The 17,765-nt window shown below is 69.9% G+C and carries 12 protein-coding genes and 2 pseudogenes; 13 read left to right on the top strand and 1 reads right to left on the bottom strand.

All coding sequences use genetic code 11. The annotated features are described in order from the left end of the window. The first annotated feature begins 340 nt into the window (after positions 1-340). The 5 genes and pseudogenes from OG452_RS07690 to OG452_RS07670 all read left to right on the top strand — a co-directional run bounded on the left by OG452_RS07690 (position 341) and on the right by OG452_RS07670 (position 4,464). Entirely contained in the window at positions 341-946 is a 606-nt protein-coding gene (locus OG452_RS07690) for a YdbC family protein (protein WP_327294871.1), read from the top strand. 66 nt (positions 947-1,012) lie between these two features. Continuing rightward, a pseudogene (locus tag OG452_RS07685) lies at positions 1,013-1,671 on the top strand (histidine phosphatase family protein). Between the two features lie 12 nt (positions 1,672-1,683). Beyond that, the gene (locus OG452_RS07680) at positions 1,684-2,613 is read left to right on the top strand and encodes an ADP-ribosylglycohydrolase family protein (protein ID WP_327294870.1); all 930 of its coding nucleotides are present in this window, start codon (positions 1,684-1,686) and stop codon (positions 2,611-2,613) included. Between the two features lie 381 nt (positions 2,614-2,994). Beyond that, complete coding sequence (locus OG452_RS07675; protein WP_327294869.1) at positions 2,995-3,705, top strand: ribonuclease HII; 711 nt, start codon at positions 2,995-2,997, stop codon at positions 3,703-3,705. A 96-nt stretch (positions 3,706-3,801) separates the two neighbouring features. After that, on the top strand, positions 3,802-4,464 hold the full coding sequence (locus OG452_RS07670; protein WP_327294868.1) for a hypothetical protein: 663 nt from the start codon (positions 3,802-3,804) through the stop codon (positions 4,462-4,464). 158 nt (positions 4,465-4,622) lie between these two features. On the opposite strand, the gene OG452_RS07665 is transcribed toward OG452_RS07670, so the two are convergent. After that, positions 4,623-5,255: a hypothetical protein gene (locus OG452_RS07665; protein WP_327294867.1), complete on the bottom strand. Its 633-nt coding sequence runs from the start codon at positions 5,253-5,255 to the stop codon at positions 4,623-4,625. A gap of 381 nt (positions 5,256-5,636) precedes the next feature. On the opposite strand from OG452_RS07665, the gene OG452_RS07660 reads away from it, so the two are divergent. From OG452_RS07660 to OG452_RS07625, 8 genes and pseudogenes are all read left to right on the top strand, one after another. Next, positions 5,637-7,796: a RecQ family ATP-dependent DNA helicase gene (locus OG452_RS07660; protein ID WP_327294866.1), complete on the top strand. Its 2,160-nt coding sequence runs from the start codon at positions 5,637-5,639 to the stop codon at positions 7,794-7,796. Positions 7,797-8,104: 308 nt separating this feature from the next. Beyond that, positions 8,105-9,007, top strand: coding sequence for a phosphotransferase family protein (locus OG452_RS07655; RefSeq protein WP_327294865.1), 903 nt, complete (start codon positions 8,105-8,107; stop codon positions 9,005-9,007). 649 nt (positions 9,008-9,656) lie between these two features. Further along, positions 9,657-9,917: pseudogene (locus OG452_RS07650) on the top strand (NAD(P)H-binding protein); the annotation flags it as partial. Between the two features lie 246 nt (positions 9,918-10,163). Further along, a complete protein-coding gene (locus OG452_RS07645) occupies positions 10,164-11,459 on the top strand; it encodes a DUF4192 domain-containing protein (protein ID WP_327299545.1) in 1,296 nt (431 codons plus the stop codon). 123 nt (positions 11,460-11,582) lie between these two features. After that, entirely contained in the window at positions 11,583-13,619 is a 2,037-nt protein-coding gene (locus OG452_RS07640; protein WP_405563607.1) for a glycogen debranching N-terminal domain-containing protein, read from the top strand. A gap of 95 nt (positions 13,620-13,714) precedes the next feature. Continuing rightward, positions 13,715-14,485, top strand: a complete 771-nt coding sequence (locus tag OG452_RS07635) for an NUDIX hydrolase (RefSeq protein WP_327294863.1) — start codon at positions 13,715-13,717, stop codon at positions 14,483-14,485. A gap of 101 nt (positions 14,486-14,586) precedes the next feature. Next, positions 14,587-16,491 (top strand): ABC transporter ATP-binding protein, encoded by a 1,905-nt coding sequence (locus OG452_RS07630; RefSeq protein ID WP_327294862.1) that lies wholly within the window; start codon positions 14,587-14,589, stop codon positions 16,489-16,491. Between the two features lie 160 nt (positions 16,492-16,651). Beyond that, positions 16,652-17,536 carry a FadR/GntR family transcriptional regulator gene (locus tag OG452_RS07625; protein WP_327294861.1) on the top strand — a complete coding sequence of 295 codons (885 nt, stop codon included), beginning with the start codon at positions 16,652-16,654 and terminating at the stop codon, positions 17,534-17,536. Positions 17,537-17,765 lie beyond the last annotated feature (229 nt).

Below are 17,765 nucleotides of genomic sequence, written 5' to 3'. Positions count from 1 at the left end.
CACGGGCTGCGACAGCGGCTGATGTGCCTCTGAGCAGTGATGTGTCTCTGAGCACCGACGGCCGAGAGCTCTGAACCGCGCCGGAGAGGGCGCCGACCACTGGTCGGCGCCCTCTTCCCGTACTCCGGATCCCGCACTCAGGGCCGTTGGTGCGCATGCACTCCGCTCCGGAGGCGAGGTGGGGGGCAGGTGAACCAGATCCTTGTGGCCGCCTCTGGTTGACCGGTTTTCCCAACTATGTGATCGGTATTGGAAATGGCCCGGATGTTTGCGGCAGCTGATCCGGATGTGCTGCGCCGGACCCGGCCCGACGTCCCTCTCCTGCCCGTACGATGGCGCGGTGCTGGTCAAGTGGATTCGCTGCACGGTGACAGATCCCCGAGGGTTCGAACAGGGGCAGCGGAGATGGGCGGGGCTGCTGGGTGAGCCGGGCTTCCGGGGGCAGGGGGGCGGCTGGAGCCGCGGGCGGCCGAGTGTGGCGCATGTGTTCGCCTTCTGGGAGAGCCGGCCCTTCTACGACTCGTTCATGGCCCGGGCACACGACCGGCTCGCTGCCGCACAGGCGGGCACGTTCACGGACATGCAGGCGAAGCTCTTCGATTACCGCTTCGATGTGAGAACGGGGTTCGAACCCCGCTTCGGGGACGCGGACGTGGTCCGGGTCGCGCACTCCCGTGTGCACTCGGAGCGCGCCGAGCACTTCGCACTGATGCAGGAGAAGGTCTGGAACCCTGCGATGGCGGGATCGCCCGGAATGCTGCGGGGGATGTTCGGGGAGGCGCCGGGGGACGAGTTCCTCGTGCTTTCGATGTGGCAGTCCGCGGCCGAGCGCGGGAAATACCGGCCGGAGCGTATCGAGCGGCTGTCGCTGCGTGCCCAGACCGACGCGGACGTGGTGGCGCTGGCGGGCGACGTCGTACAGCTGGAACCGTCCTGGACCGTATGAGGGGCGTCGGCTGACCGCATGATGAGCGTCGGCGCATTCGGCGGCGATCCGATCTAGTGTTTTGGCATGGCTCGACCACAGCGCATCGTTCTTGTCCGGCACGGGGAGTCGGAGGGAAACGCTGATGACACGGTGTACGAACGCGAACCCGACCACGCCCTGAAGCTCAGTCCGAACGGCTGGAGCCAGGCGGAGGCGACCGGGGCGCGGCTGCGGGAACTCTTCGGCCGGGAGCAGGTGAGCACCTACGTCTCGCCCTACCGCCGTACACACGAGACCTTCCGGGCCTTCGGCCTCGATCCGGAACAGGTACGGGTCAGGGAGGAGCCCCGGCTGCGCGAGCAGGACTGGGGGAACTGGCAGGACCGCGACGACGTGCGTCTGCAGAAGGCGTACCGGGATGCCTACGGCCACTTCTTCTACCGGTTCGCACAGGGGGAGTCCGGGGCCGATGTCTACGACCGCGTCGGATCGTTCCTGGAGAGCCTCCACCGGAGCTTCGAGGCGCCCGACCATCCGCCGAACGTCCTGCTGGTCACGCACGGTCTGACCATGCGGCTCTTCTGCATGCGCTGGTTCCACTGGACCGTCGCCGAGTTCGAGGCGCTGTCCAACCCGGGAACGGGGAGTCGCGGACGCTGGTGCTGGGCGAGGACGGCAAGTACACGCTGGACCGGCCGTTCGACCACTGGCGCGTTCCGGAACCGTACGGCCTCACCGGTTAGAGTGGGGGTGAGATGACCGCTGACTCCGCATTTCACTCCGTTTCCGGATCTCTTCCCGATGCATTCGGACGCGCTCGGGCCAGCCTGCGCGGGCTCTCCGTCGGAGATGCCCTCGGCTCCCAGTTCTTCGTCCCCGACAACTATCCGCTGCTGGCCAGGCGCGAGCTGCCCGCGGGTCTCTGGCAGTGGACCGACGACACCGAGATGGCCTGTTCGGTGCTGTCGGTGCTGGCCTCGCACGGCCGGATCGACCAGGACGTACTCGCCGCCTCCTTCGCCGCGCACCATGACTTCGACCGCGGGTACGGCCCGGCGGTCAACCGGATGCTGCGACTGGTCAGGGAGGGCGGCGACTGGCGGGAACTGGCCAGCGCCCTTTTCAACGGTCAGGGTTCGTGGGGAAACGGCGCCGCGATGCGGATCGCACCGCTCGGCGCCTGGTATGCGCACGACCCGGAGCAGGCCACGCATCAGGCTGAGATCTCCGCGTACACGACGCATCAGCACCGTGAGGCGGTGGTGGGGAGCATGGCGGTGGCCGCTGCCGCCGCGCTGGCCGCCGATCCCGCGGGACCTCCGTCCGCAGCTGCCCTGCTGGACGGAGTGATCGCACTCGTTCCGCGCAGCGCAGTGGGAGCGGGGCTGCGTCGGGCCAAGGACATGCTGGACTACGACGACGCGGGTACGGTCGCCGCGGTGCTGGGATGCGGGCGGCGGACCAGCGCACACGACACGGTGCCGTTCGCGCTGTGGTCGGCCGCTCGGGGGCTCGGCGATTTCGAGCGGACGTTCTGGATGACGGCCCAGGTCGGTGGCGACGTCGACACGACCTGCGCGATCGCCGGTGGTGTCGTGGCTGCCGGTACCGGCGGTATGCCACCCGCGGGGTGGCTGGAACAGACCGAAGGTCTGCCCGAGTGGACACCATCGTGCCCGTCGTGAGTGATCTCCCCGCCGAGATTTGCCTGCGTGCCACGATTCACAAATGTGAAGATTCTGCTGTGGGATCGTTTCGTCGACTGCTGATTATCCAGTAGGTCATAGAGCTTTCCACCCGGCCTGCAGTGGGCCGATCGCTGCGACATTCGCGGAATTTTGGGGCGGTGACGGCTGTCCGGGTGCTGTGGGTGATCGGATCTGCGGTCTGATTCCGAGCTAATGATTTATCGATCAACTGTGCGCGGACGCAAACTTTTTGACCGTGATGCCGCCTGGATGGTCGACGAAGTCATGATGCCGCTGCTGCGTCGAGACGGTCGCTGAATTGGTGGGCGGTACCGGGGTGTCGCTGGAGGTGTCCGGCGGCGTACCCTTGCTGGCGCCATGCCGTACGAACCACCTACGCACACCGTAGAGCGCTCACTGCGCGCAACTATGGGTGCCAAGACCGTCGCAGGCGTCGACGAGGTCGGACGCGGGGCCTGGGCCGGCCCTGTCACTGTCTGCGCCGCAGTCACCGGACTGCGTCGACCGCCGGCCGGACTCACCGACTCCAAGCTGATCACCCCCAAGCGCCGCACGGAGCTGGCCAGGCTTCTGGAGTCGTGGGTCACTGCCTTCGCGCTCGGGCACGCCTCTCCGCTGGAGATCGACGATCTGGGGATGACGGCAGCGCTGCGGCTCGCCGCGGTGCGGGCGCTCGAAGTGCTTCCTGTCCGCCCGGACGTGGTGATCCTCGACGGCAAGCACGACTATCTCGGCCTTCCCTGGCGGGTCCGTACGGTGATCAAGGGCGACCAGTCCTGTGTTGCCGTGGCGGCCGCCTCGGTGATCGCCAAGGTGCGCAGGGACGCGATGATGGCCGAGCTCGCCGCGGAGTCGGATGTGTGCGCGGGCTTCGCCTTCGAAGCCAACGCGGGCTATCCCTCGCCTGTGCACAAAGCGGCGCTGGAGGAGCGGGGGCCCACTCCGTACCACCGGCTCTCCTGGTCCTATCTGGACGGGCTGCCCCAGTGGCGGCACCTGAAGAAGACCCGTCTCACCGCGGAGGCCGTCGCGCTGGAAAGCGGGGGCCAACTCGGCTTCGACTTCTGAACTTTCAGTGGACCGGCGGAGGAAACTCTGTCCGGATCGCACTGATGTGCCCACCCGGTGGTGCCTCGTGCGCCGCCATTTGATAGACATCCATTCATGCCTCTCATCCCCGAGGAGTCTCAGATTCACGAGAGTGCCCAGGGTCCCCGCGTTGTTCCGGCCGCCGGCCGTACTGCGTCGACCCCTCGTCCTGTACCCGGCCCGCGTCCCGCGGCCGTGCCACGCCCCGCTCGTCCGGGGCCCCGTCCTGCTGCCAGGCCTGCGCCCACCGCGCCTCCCGTGCAGCGGACATCCTCTTCCCAGCGTTCGGACAACCGGCCGGGCAACCGTCCGGAGGCCCGCCCTGAGACCCCTGCGGGAGACACTTCCGCGCCGCAGGTCCAGCTGATCCCCGCTTCGGCGGACGGTGCGCTGGACGCGGCGGAAGAAGCGGTCGACCTGCTGCTCGACACCGGTCGTGCACCGGGTGACGTCCTGGTGCTCACCACCGGCGAGCAGCACCCGTGGGCGGCGCACGAGTTGTCCTTCGGCGAAGCCGCCTACTGGGCGCAGCACGATGCCCGCGAGGACGTCTTCTACGCGAGCGCCGACGCCGTGCGCCGGGCGAAGGCCCGTCCGGTCGTGGTGGTCGCGGTCAACGGCGGAACCGATGAATCCGTGGCCCAGGTGCTGCCTGCGGCCAGGAAGTACGCGGGGGCGCTGCTGATCGTCTGTGGTGACCCGCAGCGTGTCAACGCCGTACTCGGCGCAGGCGTCTGAACCGTACGTCCCCTCCGCCCGGCCGGCTCCCGCAAGGAGCAGGCCGGGCGGAGGCCCGTCCGGTACGGTCGGCCCGCGGGCGTACGCGGTGCGGAACGGTCCGCAATGTCCACAACGGGGGGTGGTGCGGCGGCCGTTGGCTGGTCGCCTCGCCCCGTTCAGCGCGCCGCGACCCTGCGGAGCGCGTTCTGTGCACCCGAACGGAGCGGGGCCGGGGGCGAGTCGGCACCGCTGCCGCCGACAGGGGCCGGGCGGGAGAGTGAGTTCGGCCGCCGGCCGCCGCGGCCTTCGCCCAGCACCTGCCAGCCGCCCCGGGTGAGCGTGATGTACGCACCGCAGCGCAGCCCGTGCAGCGTGCAGGCGTCGCGCAGCCCCCACATCCAGGCACCGTCCTCCTCGGTCCACCGCTCGTCCCCCTCGCGGCAGTAGAGCAGTACGGCGGTGCGGACCGGCGTGCGGCGGCGGAGGTCGTGCGGGATGACCCGGCGCAGATGGTCGAGGAGTGCGTTGCGGAAGTCCCAGCCGTCCGCGGGAGTGGAACGGCGTGTGAACGAGGCGCTCGCGACGAGCCGTTCCTCATGATCGAGCACGGCCACGACGGCGGTCGAAGGGATGGGGCGATGTCTGGAGTGCAGCCCGCCCACGACGTCACGGGGGCTGCGGAGCAGGGGTATGCCCGCGGCGGCCCACTCGGCGGGTTCGAGCAGCCGCCCGATCCGGTTTCCCGAGTCGGCGGATATGGACGTCGAAGAGGCTGTAAGGGCGGCGGACGGAGCGAATCCGAAAGTCACGGTCCTCCCTTCGCATACGCGCCCGTGGTGTGGGCAGGGCCGGGTGAGGCGCGCCGGGACACAGCCCTTCCGAACACAGTCGGGCCGTGCGGGGAGCAGTCCCAATTCTTCCTGCCGTACGGGCGGGCGGCAACGAACAATTCATGCGTCTGTCGGGAATCTGCGGGTACGGCGCCCATATCCCTGCCCACCGGGGCCCCGAGCGACTCCTGTTGTCACCTCTGAACGGCGAGGACCAGCGGAAACACTCCCCTTCGCTCCGGACCGGCGCAGCGACCGGGTCGTCGAGGCGAGTGGCCGCCCACTCGCCGGCTCTTCGCAGGCCTTCTGCAACAGTGGGTGGATTCGCTGATTGTCAGTGCCATCGGGTTGCATGGAGGGATGGACACCCTGGAGTTGCGCACTGAAGCCGATGCCGTTCTCGCTGAGCTGGTGGGTGCCCCGGGGGGTTCGGCGCGGTTGCGGGAGGACCAGTGGCAGGCGGTGGCGGCTCTGGTGCAGGAGCGCCGTCGTGCGCTGGTGGTGCAGCGCACCGGCTGGGGTAAGTCGGCGGTCTATTTCGTGGCTACTGCTCTGTTGCGGCGGCGTGGGGCCGGCCCGACGGTGATCATTTCGCCATTGCTCGCGTTGATGCGTAACCAGGTGGAATCGGCGGCGCGGGCGGGGATTCAGGCGCGCACCATCAACTCCGCGAACCCGGAGGAATGGGAGACGATCTACGGAGAGGTGGAGCGCGGTGAGACCGACGTTCTCCTCGTGAGTCCGGAACGTCTCAATTCCGTGGATTTCCGTGACCAGGTGCTCCCGAAGCTCGCGGCGACGACTGGTCTGCTGGTGGTCGATGAGGCGCACTGTATTTCTGACTGGGGTCATGATTTCCGGCCTGACTACCGTCGGCTGCGCACGATGCTGGCGGAGTTGCCGGCGGGGGTGCCGGTGCTGGCCACGACGGCGACGGCGAACGCGCGGGTGACCGCGGATGTGGCTGAGCAATTGGGCACGGGGGGCGGGGACGCTCTGGTTCTGCGGGGGCCGCTGGACCGGGAGAGCCTCCGGCTCGGAGTGCTGGAGTTGCCCAGTGCGGCGCACCGGCTGGCGTGGCTGGGGGAGCGGCTGGGGGACCTGCAGGGTTCGGGGATCATCTACACCCTGACGGTGGCGGCGGCTGAGGAGGTCGCGGCGTTTCTGCGGCAGCGCGGGTATGCGGTGGCTTCCTATACGGGGAAGACGGAGAACGCCGACCGGTTGCAGGCGGAGGAGGATCTGCTGGCCAACCGGGTGAAGGCCCTGGTCGCCACGTCCGCGCTCGGTATGGGTTTCGACAAGCCCGACCTCGGCTTCGTGGTGCACCTCGGGTCGCCTTCGTCTCCGATTGCCTACTACCAGCAGGTGGGGCGTGCCGGGCGTGGTGTGGATCATGCCGACGTGCTGCTCCTTCCGGGCAAGGAGGACGAGGCGATCTGGGCGTACTTCGCTTCGGTGGGCTTCCCGCCCGAGGAGCAGGTGCGGCGGACGCTGGACGTACTGGGGGAGGCAGGCCGTCCGGTGTCGCTGCCCGCGCTGGAGCCGCTGGTGGATCTACGGCGATCGCGCCTGGAGACGATGCTGAAAGTCCTGGACGTGGACGGGGCGGTCAAGCGCGTGAAGGGGGGCTGGACCGCGACGGGGCAGCCGTGGGCGTACGACGCGGAGCGGTACGCCTGGGTCGCGAAGCAGCGGGCGGCGGAGCAGCAGGCGATGCGGGATTACGTGGCGACGACTGAGTGTCGGATGGAGTTCTTGCAGCGGCAGCTGGACGACGAGAAGGCGGTTCCGTGCGGACGCTGTGACAACTGTGCCGGACCCTGGCTGGAGGCGGCCGTGTCTCCCGCAGCCATCACGGTGGCGACAGGTGAACTGGACCGCCCCGGGGCCGAGGTTGAGCCCCGCAAGATGTGGCCGACGGGGCTCGCCGCGGTCGGCATGGACCTCAAAGGCCGTATCCCCGCAGGCCAGCAGGCGGTCACCGGGCGAGCGTTGGGCAGGCTGTCGGACATCGGTTGGGGTAACCGTCTGCGGCCGATCCTGTCGGCACAGGCGGCGGACGGGTCCGTCCCGGACGACGTGCTGAACGCCGTAGTGACGGTGCTGGCCGACTGGGCTCGCTCACCGGGCGGCTGGGCCAGCGGTACCGCCGACGCGGTGGCGCGGCCGGTGGGGGTCGTCGCCATGCCGTCGCGTACCCGCCCGCAACTGGTCACCTCGCTGGCTGAGGGCGTGGCCAGCGTGGGCAGGCTCCCTCTGCTGGGCAGCCTGGCCTACACCCCGCAGGCGGATGAGTATGCGGCCCACCGCAGCAACTCCGCCCAGCGGCTCCGCGCCCTGGCCGCCTCATTTGCCGTGCCCGACGAACTCACCGCCGCCTTGGCCGCCACTCCAGGCCCCGTCCTGCTCGTCGATGACTACACCGACTCCGGCTGGACCCTGGCGGTAGGAGCACGCCTCATGCGCCAGGCCGGTGCCGGCCAAGTGCTCCCGCTCGTGCTGGCTGTGGCCGGATAGCCGGACTCTGCTGCTCCGCCGCAGGCCGGCTTCGATGTGCTCCCGGCACGCGAAGCGGAGCCGTCGGCGGCGTGGCTGTCCACCCCGGTGCGTAGATCATCTGTCGGGACCAGGCCGTCGTCGACACCAGCCAGCTGCGCGGCCTCACCAACTTCGCACTCCACATGCTCTGGGGCCTCGACGCCGTGACCGCCGGCCTCACCCGCCTCCGACAAGCGCCTTTGCGCGCGCTGACGTCCGGATGATGGGGTGGCACGGTGTTCAACCACGATGAGGCGAGGGCCGTCCGACCGTTGATCCTGGCTTGGGTGGGCGGGCATCTGAAGGCCGGCGAACGGGTCGTCAGAACCGAGGTGCTGCGCGGCGGCATCACCGCAGAAATGTGGAGGCTGATCGTCGGCACGCGGGATGGAACCACCCGTGACCTGGTGCTGCGGACCTTCGTCAACGTGGAGCACGCCGAGGACTGGCTGAACAGGGAGGCCTGCGCCCTGACCCTGCTCACAGGAACGGGCGTACCGGCTCCTCGACTGGTCGCGGTTGATCCGACCGCCGCGCATTGCGAGTCTCCCTCGCTCCTGATGACACATCTGGCGGGTCGGACGGTCCTCGACGATGAGGGGCTGGAGTCGCGCGTCCCTGTGCTGGCCCGTCAACTCGTGGCGATCCACGCGTTGCGACCCGCCGCGCGGCCCGGAAAGTATGTGGCGTGGACTACAGCCGACACCGTCGTCGTTCCGAAGGGCGCCGACGCGACGGTATGGGCCGCGGCGATCGACGTGATCCGCCAGCCCGCGCCTCCCTATGAGGGGCGGTTCCTGCACCGGGACTTCCAGCCCGGCAACGTGCTGTTCGAAGTTCCGTCCCCGACGCCGGCAGATGTCCGGATCACCGGCGTCGTCGACTGGGCACAGACCTCCCGGGGCCCCGCGGATCTCGATGTGGCGCACTGCTCCACCAATCTCGCGCTGCTGCACGGCCCGGCGTGGGGTCTGCGGTTCGCCGAGTCGTACGAGGAGGCCGGCGGGGTACTGGCCGCCGCCGCGAGCGAGCGGCTGTACTGGCGGATGCGGGACGGACTGGCGTTCTCAGAAGAAGTGCAGCTGGTGTCGCAGCCATGGCGGGAGGCAGGGAGGACAGACCTGACGACGCGAGCCGTGGAGGAGCGGCTGGACGCCTATGTCACCGCTCTGATGGAAACGCTGGGCTGAGCCCGGGCGGTCCGGGACGCGGATACCGCGTCGAACCGCCATTGCCCGTGCCCTTACCTCGATTCGCTCAGCGGCATCACTGCGGCGGCTGATGGAGCGAGCGTGGGAGGCCCCGTGGCCCTTCGACATCGCCGTCGTGAACGAGGGCCGTGCCATCCGCTGTATCGGACGCGCTTCTGGAGGTGAGTCTGGGAACTCCAGGAGATCGGCATGTTCTTTGCCGTGGGCAACCGGGAATTCTGCAACAGCAGTTCCGAGGTGGAGAGCCTCCCGATTGCTTTCGGACAACTGGGCGTAGCCGTTTTTGAACGCGCGGACTCCCAGCTCGCTCGCGAGATGCGCAGCCGGGTCAGGAGCCTCGCGGGCGATGAGCGCGGCGGTCAGGGCGGCCGCGAGACCGACGCTCTTGAGGGCGTCCCGCTCCTGAAGTGCGGCGCTGGCTGCCACGGCTGCGTACCTCCGCTCGGAGAACGGCACGGCTGCGTACCTCCGCTCGGAGAACAGGTCGACGGCCGCAACGACGAGTCGTTGGGGCGCCCCGGTTGCCAGTTGCCTCCAGCGTGAGAACAGAACAGGTGATGGGACACCTGTCCCGTCGCCGTGCAAGGTCAGTGACGGGGCATTGGTCCCGTCACGGCAGGGAGGGCTCATGCGCGTCTTCGTCACCGGCGGTACCGGCACCATCGGCTCCGCCGTCGTCGCCGAACTGCTCGGCAACGGCCACACCGTTCTCGCACTGGCTCGCTCGGATGGCTCCGCACAGGCCCTTGGGGGCGCCGGCGCCAAGGCGCTGCGAGGAGATCTGGCGGACCTCGACGTCCTGCCGGCCGGCGCAGCGCAGTGCGACGGCGTGATCAGTCTGGCGTTCGGACGCGACTACAGCAGTCCGGATGCGCTCGCGCAGGCCATCGCCGAGGAGGGGGCCGCTCTCGCTGCGCTGGGGCAGGAACTCATCGGGAGCGACCGCCCGATCGTCACGGTCTCGGGTACGCCCTGGGTGCCGGGGCGCGCCTCCACCGAGGCCGATCCGGTGCCGACCGAAGGGTCGGTGTGCAGTCGAGGCCGTTCGGTCACAGCACTGCTGGATCCAGTCGGCCTGTGGATAACGTTATCCACAGGGGTCGCGGACTCGGACGGATCGCGGGATCTTCGAGCCATGAACAAGCACGACGAAACCAACGGTCCTTCGCCCGTCCAGGAACAGGTCACGCTGCGCGGCCCTGCCGAACTCGCCGACGCGCTGCCCTATCTGCTGGGCTTTCATCCGACCAACTCGGTTGTAATGGTCGCTCTGCACGGAGTCCGTGGCCGTTTCGGCGGACGCCTCAGGCTCGGTATCCCACGTTCGCCGCAGGAATGGCAGCCGGTCGCCGACCAGCTCGCCGACGGGCTGGTCACCGGTAGCGAGAGCCGAGGCAGGCGGCCGGAGGGCATCATCGTCTTCCTCTGTCAGGACCCGGGCCCGGGGGAGACCCCGGCGGACGTCATGGAGCGGCTTCGTCCGTTCGCGCAGCATCTGCGTACGGCCTGCGGTGCCCGAGACGTGCCTGTTCCCGAAGCCCTCTGTATCTCCGACGGCAGGTTCTTCTCCTACTGCTGCCCCGACACTCGGTGCTGCCCTTCCGACGGGAACGCCATGGCCCTGCCCGGCACTTCGGTGATGGCCGCGGCCGCGGCGTACGCGGGAATCCAGGTGCGAGGATCACTCCAGGAGATGGAGGCCAGGCTCACCCCGTGGCAGCCGCCCCGCACGGCGGCACAGGAACGTGCCCTGGACGAGGCGGCTGGTGCTCTGGTGCCGAGGATCCTGGCCGGTGCCGACCGTGAACAGGTCGGACAGGAGACGCTGGACACTGCCCGGCGACTCGTCCGCCGCATCGGGCGGACGCCGCAGCCGCCGGGCTGGGCAGAGGCCGATACGGCGGACGATGCGCTCATCACCGACGATGAGGCCGCTCTGGTCCTTCTCGGGCTCCAGGACCGAACGACCCGCGACCGTGCCGCCGAGTGGATGGAAGGACCGTCCGCCGCGTCGGTCGTGCGGCTGTGGCGGGCCCTGGCACGCCGCTGTGTCGGCCCGTACGCCGAATACGCCGCGGCCCCACTGACCCTCGCGGGTTGGGTGGCCTGGTCGACGGGTGACGAACCGGGTGCCCGGGTGGCCCTGGGGCGAGCTCTGGCCCTCGACCCCGAGTACATTTTTGCCCGACTGCTTCACCAGGCGTGCAATGAAGGGCTCGACCCCGAGGCACTCCGGCACTGCCTGCGCCGGGAGCGGAGCAGCCGGGTGGCATCGGGTAAGCCGCCCGCGCTCAGCGGCCGGCGTACTTCTCCCAAACCGCCGGGTGCCCGCCAGGACACCCTCCCGGGAACCGACCGGCCGGGGCCGCCCGCCGGGCGCGGTCGGTCGCGCCGCCGCACCGGTCAGCGCGGATCGCGGACTGGGCGATGAGGGGCGGGACACAGGTACGGCCGTGACCCGGCCACGTCCGGCGCCGTTCATCCCGATGGCGGTGCGCGGCGGTCCGCGCCGGGAGCTCCGCCGCAACCGGCCGTAGCGCTCAGGAGGCGGAAGATGGCTCTCAGCGTCCCTTCAGGAACCCGCGGGGCAGCCGGAGACCATTCGGCAGGGCCCGCTCCCGCGGTCATGCCCGCAGGTCCACGCCGGCGAAGTGAACTGCCCTCCGTACACAACGCGTTGATCTGCGTGGGCCTCCCCGGACTGGCCATTTCGCCTGCTCACGGGCAATTGACCGGCCAGGGCTTCGACGGCTACTACCAGTCGGGGCGACGCCTCCTCTCCCGCTGTCATGTTCGGGTGTCCGGGCGTGAACCGGTCGCAGTCCGGGGCGGGTTGATCGGAGCAGGGCGAGCCCGGTTCGTCGCTGTGGTGCGTCTGCCCGGCGCCGTCGGGCCCGATCCCGAGCTGATCGTGGAGCGCCTGCGCTCCGCCGATGGCACGGAGCGGATCACACTGCGCAGTGCCTCGGACCGGACTCTGCGGGTGCCGGTGGAGATCGGGCTCGGTACGGACCTGGCGTTCCTGGGAGCCGTCGCGGCCGGATCTCCGGGGGCGGAACTGCCGGCCAGTGTCCACGGAGCCGGTCTGCGCTGGTCGGGAGAGGGGCGCCATGCCGTTGTCACGGCAGACCCTCCGCCGGAGGATTCGCTGGCCGCCACAGGGCTGCTCAGATGGAAGCTCGAACTGCCGCCGGGAGGTTCCAGGAACATCGAACTCCGGATCCGCGCGGACGCGCCGTCCCGCCCGGCGGGCCCGCTGCTCGGAGGTGTGCTGTCCCCGGCGAGCGCGGACGGCGACGATCCCCGGGCGCAAAAACTGATGCGCACCAGTCTGGAGGATCTGCGGGCGATGCTGGTCCGAGATCCGGGCCACCCCGTCGACATCTACCCGGTGGCGGGCGTGCCATGGCGCTGTGGGTTCGCGCCCGCGGAGATCCTCTGGACCGCCCGGATGACGCTTCCCCTCGGTACCCGTCTTGCCGCCGCCACGCTGCGCAGACTCGCCCGCACACAGCTCGGGGGAGCCGGGCCCGGTGCTGGGCGTATCCCGGGGCCACTCAGGGACGCCGGCCCTCATCTGCCGCCCAGCTGTACAGGGATGGAGGCGACGCTGCTCTTTCCTGTGCTGCTGGCGGAGGCCCGACGCTGGGGGCTGCCCGAGCGGGAGGTGGCAGGGCTGCTCCCCGCGGCAGAGCGCTGTCTCGCGTGGCTCCGCGCGGCGGCGGATGAGGAGTGTCTGCTCGGCGAGCCCGGAGCCGGAGGTTTGCAGCGCGCGGAGACGCAGGCGCATGCCCACCGCGCCGCGGTGCTCGCGGCCGAGCTGCTCGACGAGTGCGGCCGTCCAGGCGCGGACGGCTGGCGCGAGTGGGCCGGCACGCTCCGCAGCCGGTTCCGGCAGACGTTCTGGATCGAGGACCGAACGGGTGGCAGGCCCGCGGCCGCACGTACCCCCGACGGCCAACTGGTTCCGCATCTGGGTGCCGGGACGGCTCATCTTCTTGACACCGGTCTGCTTGGCGGTGGCAGCTTCGCCGAGGGGCTGCTGGACAAGGTGCGGACGGAGCAGGTGGCCAGACTCCTGGGCGGTCCGGCGATGGATTCCGGCTGGGGGCTCCGCAGCCTCGGTGCCAGAGAGCGGGGCCACAATCCGTTCGGGCACCGGGGTGGCGCCGTGCGCGTGCATGAGACGGCTGTCGCGGTAGCTGGGCTGGCCGCCTCGGGATTCGAGAAAGAGGCGTGTTCGTTGCTGGGCGGAGTGCTCGCTGCGGCCGATACCTTCGGCCACCGGCTTCCCGAGATGTATGCCGGCGTGCAGCGGACGGAGGACAGCGTCCCACTCCCGCATCCGGCGGCCTGCCGTCCGGCGGCTGTCTCCGCTGCCGCCGGGATCCAGCTGCTCACGACTCTCGCGGGGATCCGTCCCGATGTTCCGGCAGCAACGGTCGCACTCCGGCCGATGGGCAGCGCCCCACTCGGGGCGATCCAGATGTCAGGGCTGTCGGTGGCTGGAGAGCCCTTCTCCGTGCGTATCAGCAGGCTGGGCCTCGGGATGGTCGAGGAAGCTGCCGCCGGACTCCAGCTGGGGCTGTGAACGGGCTTGAGGAGCGCCGGAGTACGGGTGAATTGGAGAACACTGTGGATACCGAAGGGCGTGTTTATCGTCAGAGAGACGACTATGATCATGGCATGTCGCCCTACGACCCGTCGGCCTTTCCGCCTTTCGCTGTCACCGTCGATCTGGTCGTGCTCACGGTGCGCAGTCATGCGCTGTGCGCACTGGCTGTGCGCCGCGGGGAGGCGCCCTACCAGGGCCGGTGGGCGCTGCCCGGCGGTTTCGTCAAAACGGACGAGGACCTCGGCGCAGCCGCTGCTCGGGAGCTGGCTGAGGAGACCGGGCTGTGCGCCCTCGATCCCTCGGCCCCGGTCCCCGCTCCGGGCAACGGCGCACACCTCGAACAGCTGGGCACCTACGGCGACCCGAAGCGCGACCCTCGCATGAGGGTCGTCAGTGTGGCCCATCTGGCACTCGCGCCCGACTTGCCCGCGCCCCGCGCCGGTGGCGACGCCCACAGTGCCCGGTGGGCTCCCGTCGAGGTCCTGCTGGGTCAGCAGGGAGCCGTCGTCAGGGCTGCCGAGCCACCCGAGCTCCTTGCCTTCGATCACGCGCGGATTCTCGCGGACGGTGTGGAGAGAGCCCGGTCGAAGATCGAGTACTCCTCGCTGGCCACCGCCTTCTGCCCTCAGGAGTTCACGGTCGGCGAGCTCCGCCGGGTGTACGAGGCGGTGTGGGGCGTGGTCCTCGATCCCCGTAATTTCCACCGCAAGGTCACCGGTACACCGGGCTTCCTCGTTCCCTCGGGCGGCACCACGACCCGCCAGGGCGGTCGCCCCGCGCAATTGTTCAGAGCGGGAGGTGCGACGCTGCTCAACCCCCCGATGCTCCGCCCCGAGGTCTGAGAACTACTGCCACGCTGCACCAAAAGTCCGAAAAGTCGCGTTATCTTGCTTCGGTAGCCGCCCATGCCGCCCGGCGGCCCTGCTACCCGCGGGAGAAAGCGATGCTCCAGGCCGTCGGACTCACCAGCCACCCCCGCCGGGATCTGCCACCCGCGGTGGACGATCTGACCTTCGAGGCCGAACCCGGGCAGATCACGGCACTACTCGGCGCCCAGGGCGCCGGTAAGACCACCGCCCTGCGGCTGATGCTCGAACTGGACCACGGGCGTGGCGTCACCTACTTCCGGGGTCTTCCGCTGCACCGGATCGCCCGCCCGGCCGCCGAAGTGGGAACCCTGCTCGGTGATGTGCCCGGGAACCCCACGCGTACCGTGCGCGGACAGCTGCGCATGCTCTGTGCTGTGACGGGGATGCCGGCCTCGCGCGCCGACGAACTGCTCGAAGGCGTGGATCTCGTCAGCCTCGCGGATCAGCGGCTCGGCTCGCTCTCTCACGGGATGGACCGCAGGCTCGGCCTCGCGGTCGCCCTGCTCGCCGACCCGCAGACGCTTGTCCTGGACGAACCCACCGAAGGACTCTCGCCACGCGACAGCAGTTGGCTCTTCGGCGTGCTCCGCGACCACGCGGCCCAGGGCGGCACTGTTCTGTACACCACGAGCGACCCCAAGGCGGCGGCCCGCACGGCCGATCATGTCGTCACCATCGACGCCGGACGGCTGGCGGCGGACCAGGAGGGCGCAGAGTTCGCCCGCACCCGGCTCCGCCCCCGGGTCGCCGTACGTACACCTCACCCGGCACGCCTTGCCGGACTGCTCGGCCGTGAGGCCCGCGAGGGGCACCGCTCGGTGGAAGTTGTGATGGAGGGCGGCAGCAGGCTCTCCGTCTACGGCAGCAGTTGCGCCGAGGTCGGTGAGGCGGCGTTTCGGAACGGCGTCCTGATCCACCAGCTCGCCGACGAGACCGGCGACATGGGCCCGACGGGTGAGGCCGGCGCTCTGACTCCCGGCACGTCCGGCTCCGAGCCCGAACCCTCCGAGTCCCGAACCTTCCACTCCGAAGCGCCCGGCCCCGATGGACCCCCCTACGGTGGATCCGATCGCGGGCCCTTCGGCTCCGCGGGTCCCGCTGCCGACGCCCCCGTACTCGCGGCCCGGTCCGCACTCCCGGAGCTCCAGTCGCTGATCGCGGCGCGATCCGAACTCTCCGAGCAGCAGCCGGTGATCACTCCGCTCCCGGCCAGGGGGCCGTGCAGGCCGCTCCGTTACGAGCTGCGGCGAGTCTTCGGCGTCCGGACGGCTCTTCTCGTCGTGAGCGTCATCCTCCCCCTCTCCATCGCGCTGTCCGTCGCACTCGCCAGGACCGGGCAGACGCCGCTCTCCCATCTGCTGATGGCGTGGCCCGATCTGCTTCCGCTGCCGCCCGCGGCCTTCGCGGCGGGACTGCTGGGCGCTCTCGCGTTCGGCGACGAATTCCGGTACCCGGCGCTGGCTGTGGGCCGCGGTGGTGTCTCTGGGCGGTTCGGCCTGCTGGTCGCCAAACTCGCAGTATCGGGTGCGACGGCCCTCCTGCTGGCCCTGCTCACGGCCGTGGTCGACGCAGGGGCCCTCCGGCTGGTGTACGGCGGCGTCTTGGGTGGTATCCCACAGAACTGGCCTTCGCTGGTCGTGGGTTGGTCGGGTCTGACGGTCGGCTGCGCATGGGCGGGGCTGCTGGGTGCGGGCGTCTTCAGGAGTACGACCGCGGGGCTGGCCGCCGTGCTGTCGGTACCGGTCGCCGTCGTGCCGCTGGTGCAGGCGGCCCTGGCGGCACCAGCCGCCCGCTCGGTCGCGGGGCTCCCCGCCAGGCTCCGCGAACTCGCGTGGGTGTGGCCCCACGAGACGGACCGCTGGCTGATCGCGGCTCTCCGCCTCCTGTCGCAGCCCGTCGGCGTGGCCCTCGCGCTGTCGCTCGCGGCCCTCCTGTGCGCGTATCTGTTCACCGGCCTTCGGGGCAGGGCCCGTTGGTGACCGTCCAGGCCCGCTTGATGGCGCCTTGCACGCAACTCCTAGGGGAATGCCCGGGTTCTTTCCGATAAGGCGTCAATTGCAGGGAGGCCGATGATCACCCTTTCGTGTGCTTTTCACCAAAGACCTCAAGGGGGGCCCGAGGCGCGCCGACAAAGGATGCGTGACTACCCTTGCGCACTCCATGATGACCACCGCCCGCTCTGCCGAGTCCGGCCTCGCAGGCTCGGGTGAACTCGACCGCTATCCGTACGCAGAGGCGCCCGGCGCCGGCCGTGCCGGAGCCCCTTCCTGGGGCGGCGACGCCGAGATGGGCAGGGCGGGCCGACGGGCGACGGGCAGTCGCGGCCGCGGTCTGCACGGTCAGCTGGTTCAGCAGCTCGGCCAGATGATTGTCTCCGGCGACCTCGGTGCCGACCGTCCGCTGGTTCCCGAGGAGATCGGACAGCGCTTCGAGGTGTCCCGCACGGTCGTGCGGGAGTCCTTGCGCGTCCTTGAGGCCAAGGGCCTGGTCAGCGCCCGTCCCAATGTCGGTACCCGGGTCCGCCCGGTCAGCGACTGGAATCTGCTGGACCCGGACATCATCGAATGGCGGGCATTCGGGCCGCAGCGTGACGACCAGCGACGGGAGCTGAGCGAGCTGCGCTGGACGATCGAGCCGCTGGCCGCGCGCCTGGCTGCCGGGCATGGGCGTGAGGACATGCAGCAGCGTCTCGCGGACATGGTCGAAATCATGAGCCACGCTCTGGCTCAGGGTGACGGGGTCACCTTTTCCCGTGCCGATGCCGAGTTCCACGCCCTGCTGATCCAGCTCGCGGGCAATCGCATGCTGGAGCACCTCTCGGGCATCGTCTCGGGCGCCCTCCAGGTATCGGGTGGCCCCGTCACGGGGTGTGACCGTCCCACCGAGATCTCTCTCGTCCACCACGCACGTATCGCCGACGCGCTCGCCGCGAACGACCCGCAGGCCGCGGAGGCGGCCATGCGTCAACTGCTGACCGTCCACCCGGAGGTGGAGCGCGTCGTTCCCGCGCCGCGCGTGCACTGATCGCGCGGCGCGGCCGGGGTGCGGGGGCCGAACCGGTGTCGCCGGATCCCAGGGGGGTCCGGCGGCGTAATTATGGGTAAGCGTCCCTTGGGGAGCCGTATGTCGCGAATAAGGTGTGACTCGGGCCACGCGGATTGGGCGTAACACTCTTTGAGGCAGCGCGATGACCTAAGAGGTGGTAGCCGAAGAGGGAATGCAGGCGTCGTTGGCGGCGCTGTACAGCTCCGAA

The sequence above is a fragment of the Streptomyces sp. NBC_01197 genome (assembly GCF_036010505.1).
Taxonomy (GTDB): domain Bacteria; phylum Actinomycetota; class Actinomycetes; order Streptomycetales; family Streptomycetaceae; genus Streptomyces.
This window is presented reverse-complemented; position numbering and strand designations above follow the sequence as displayed.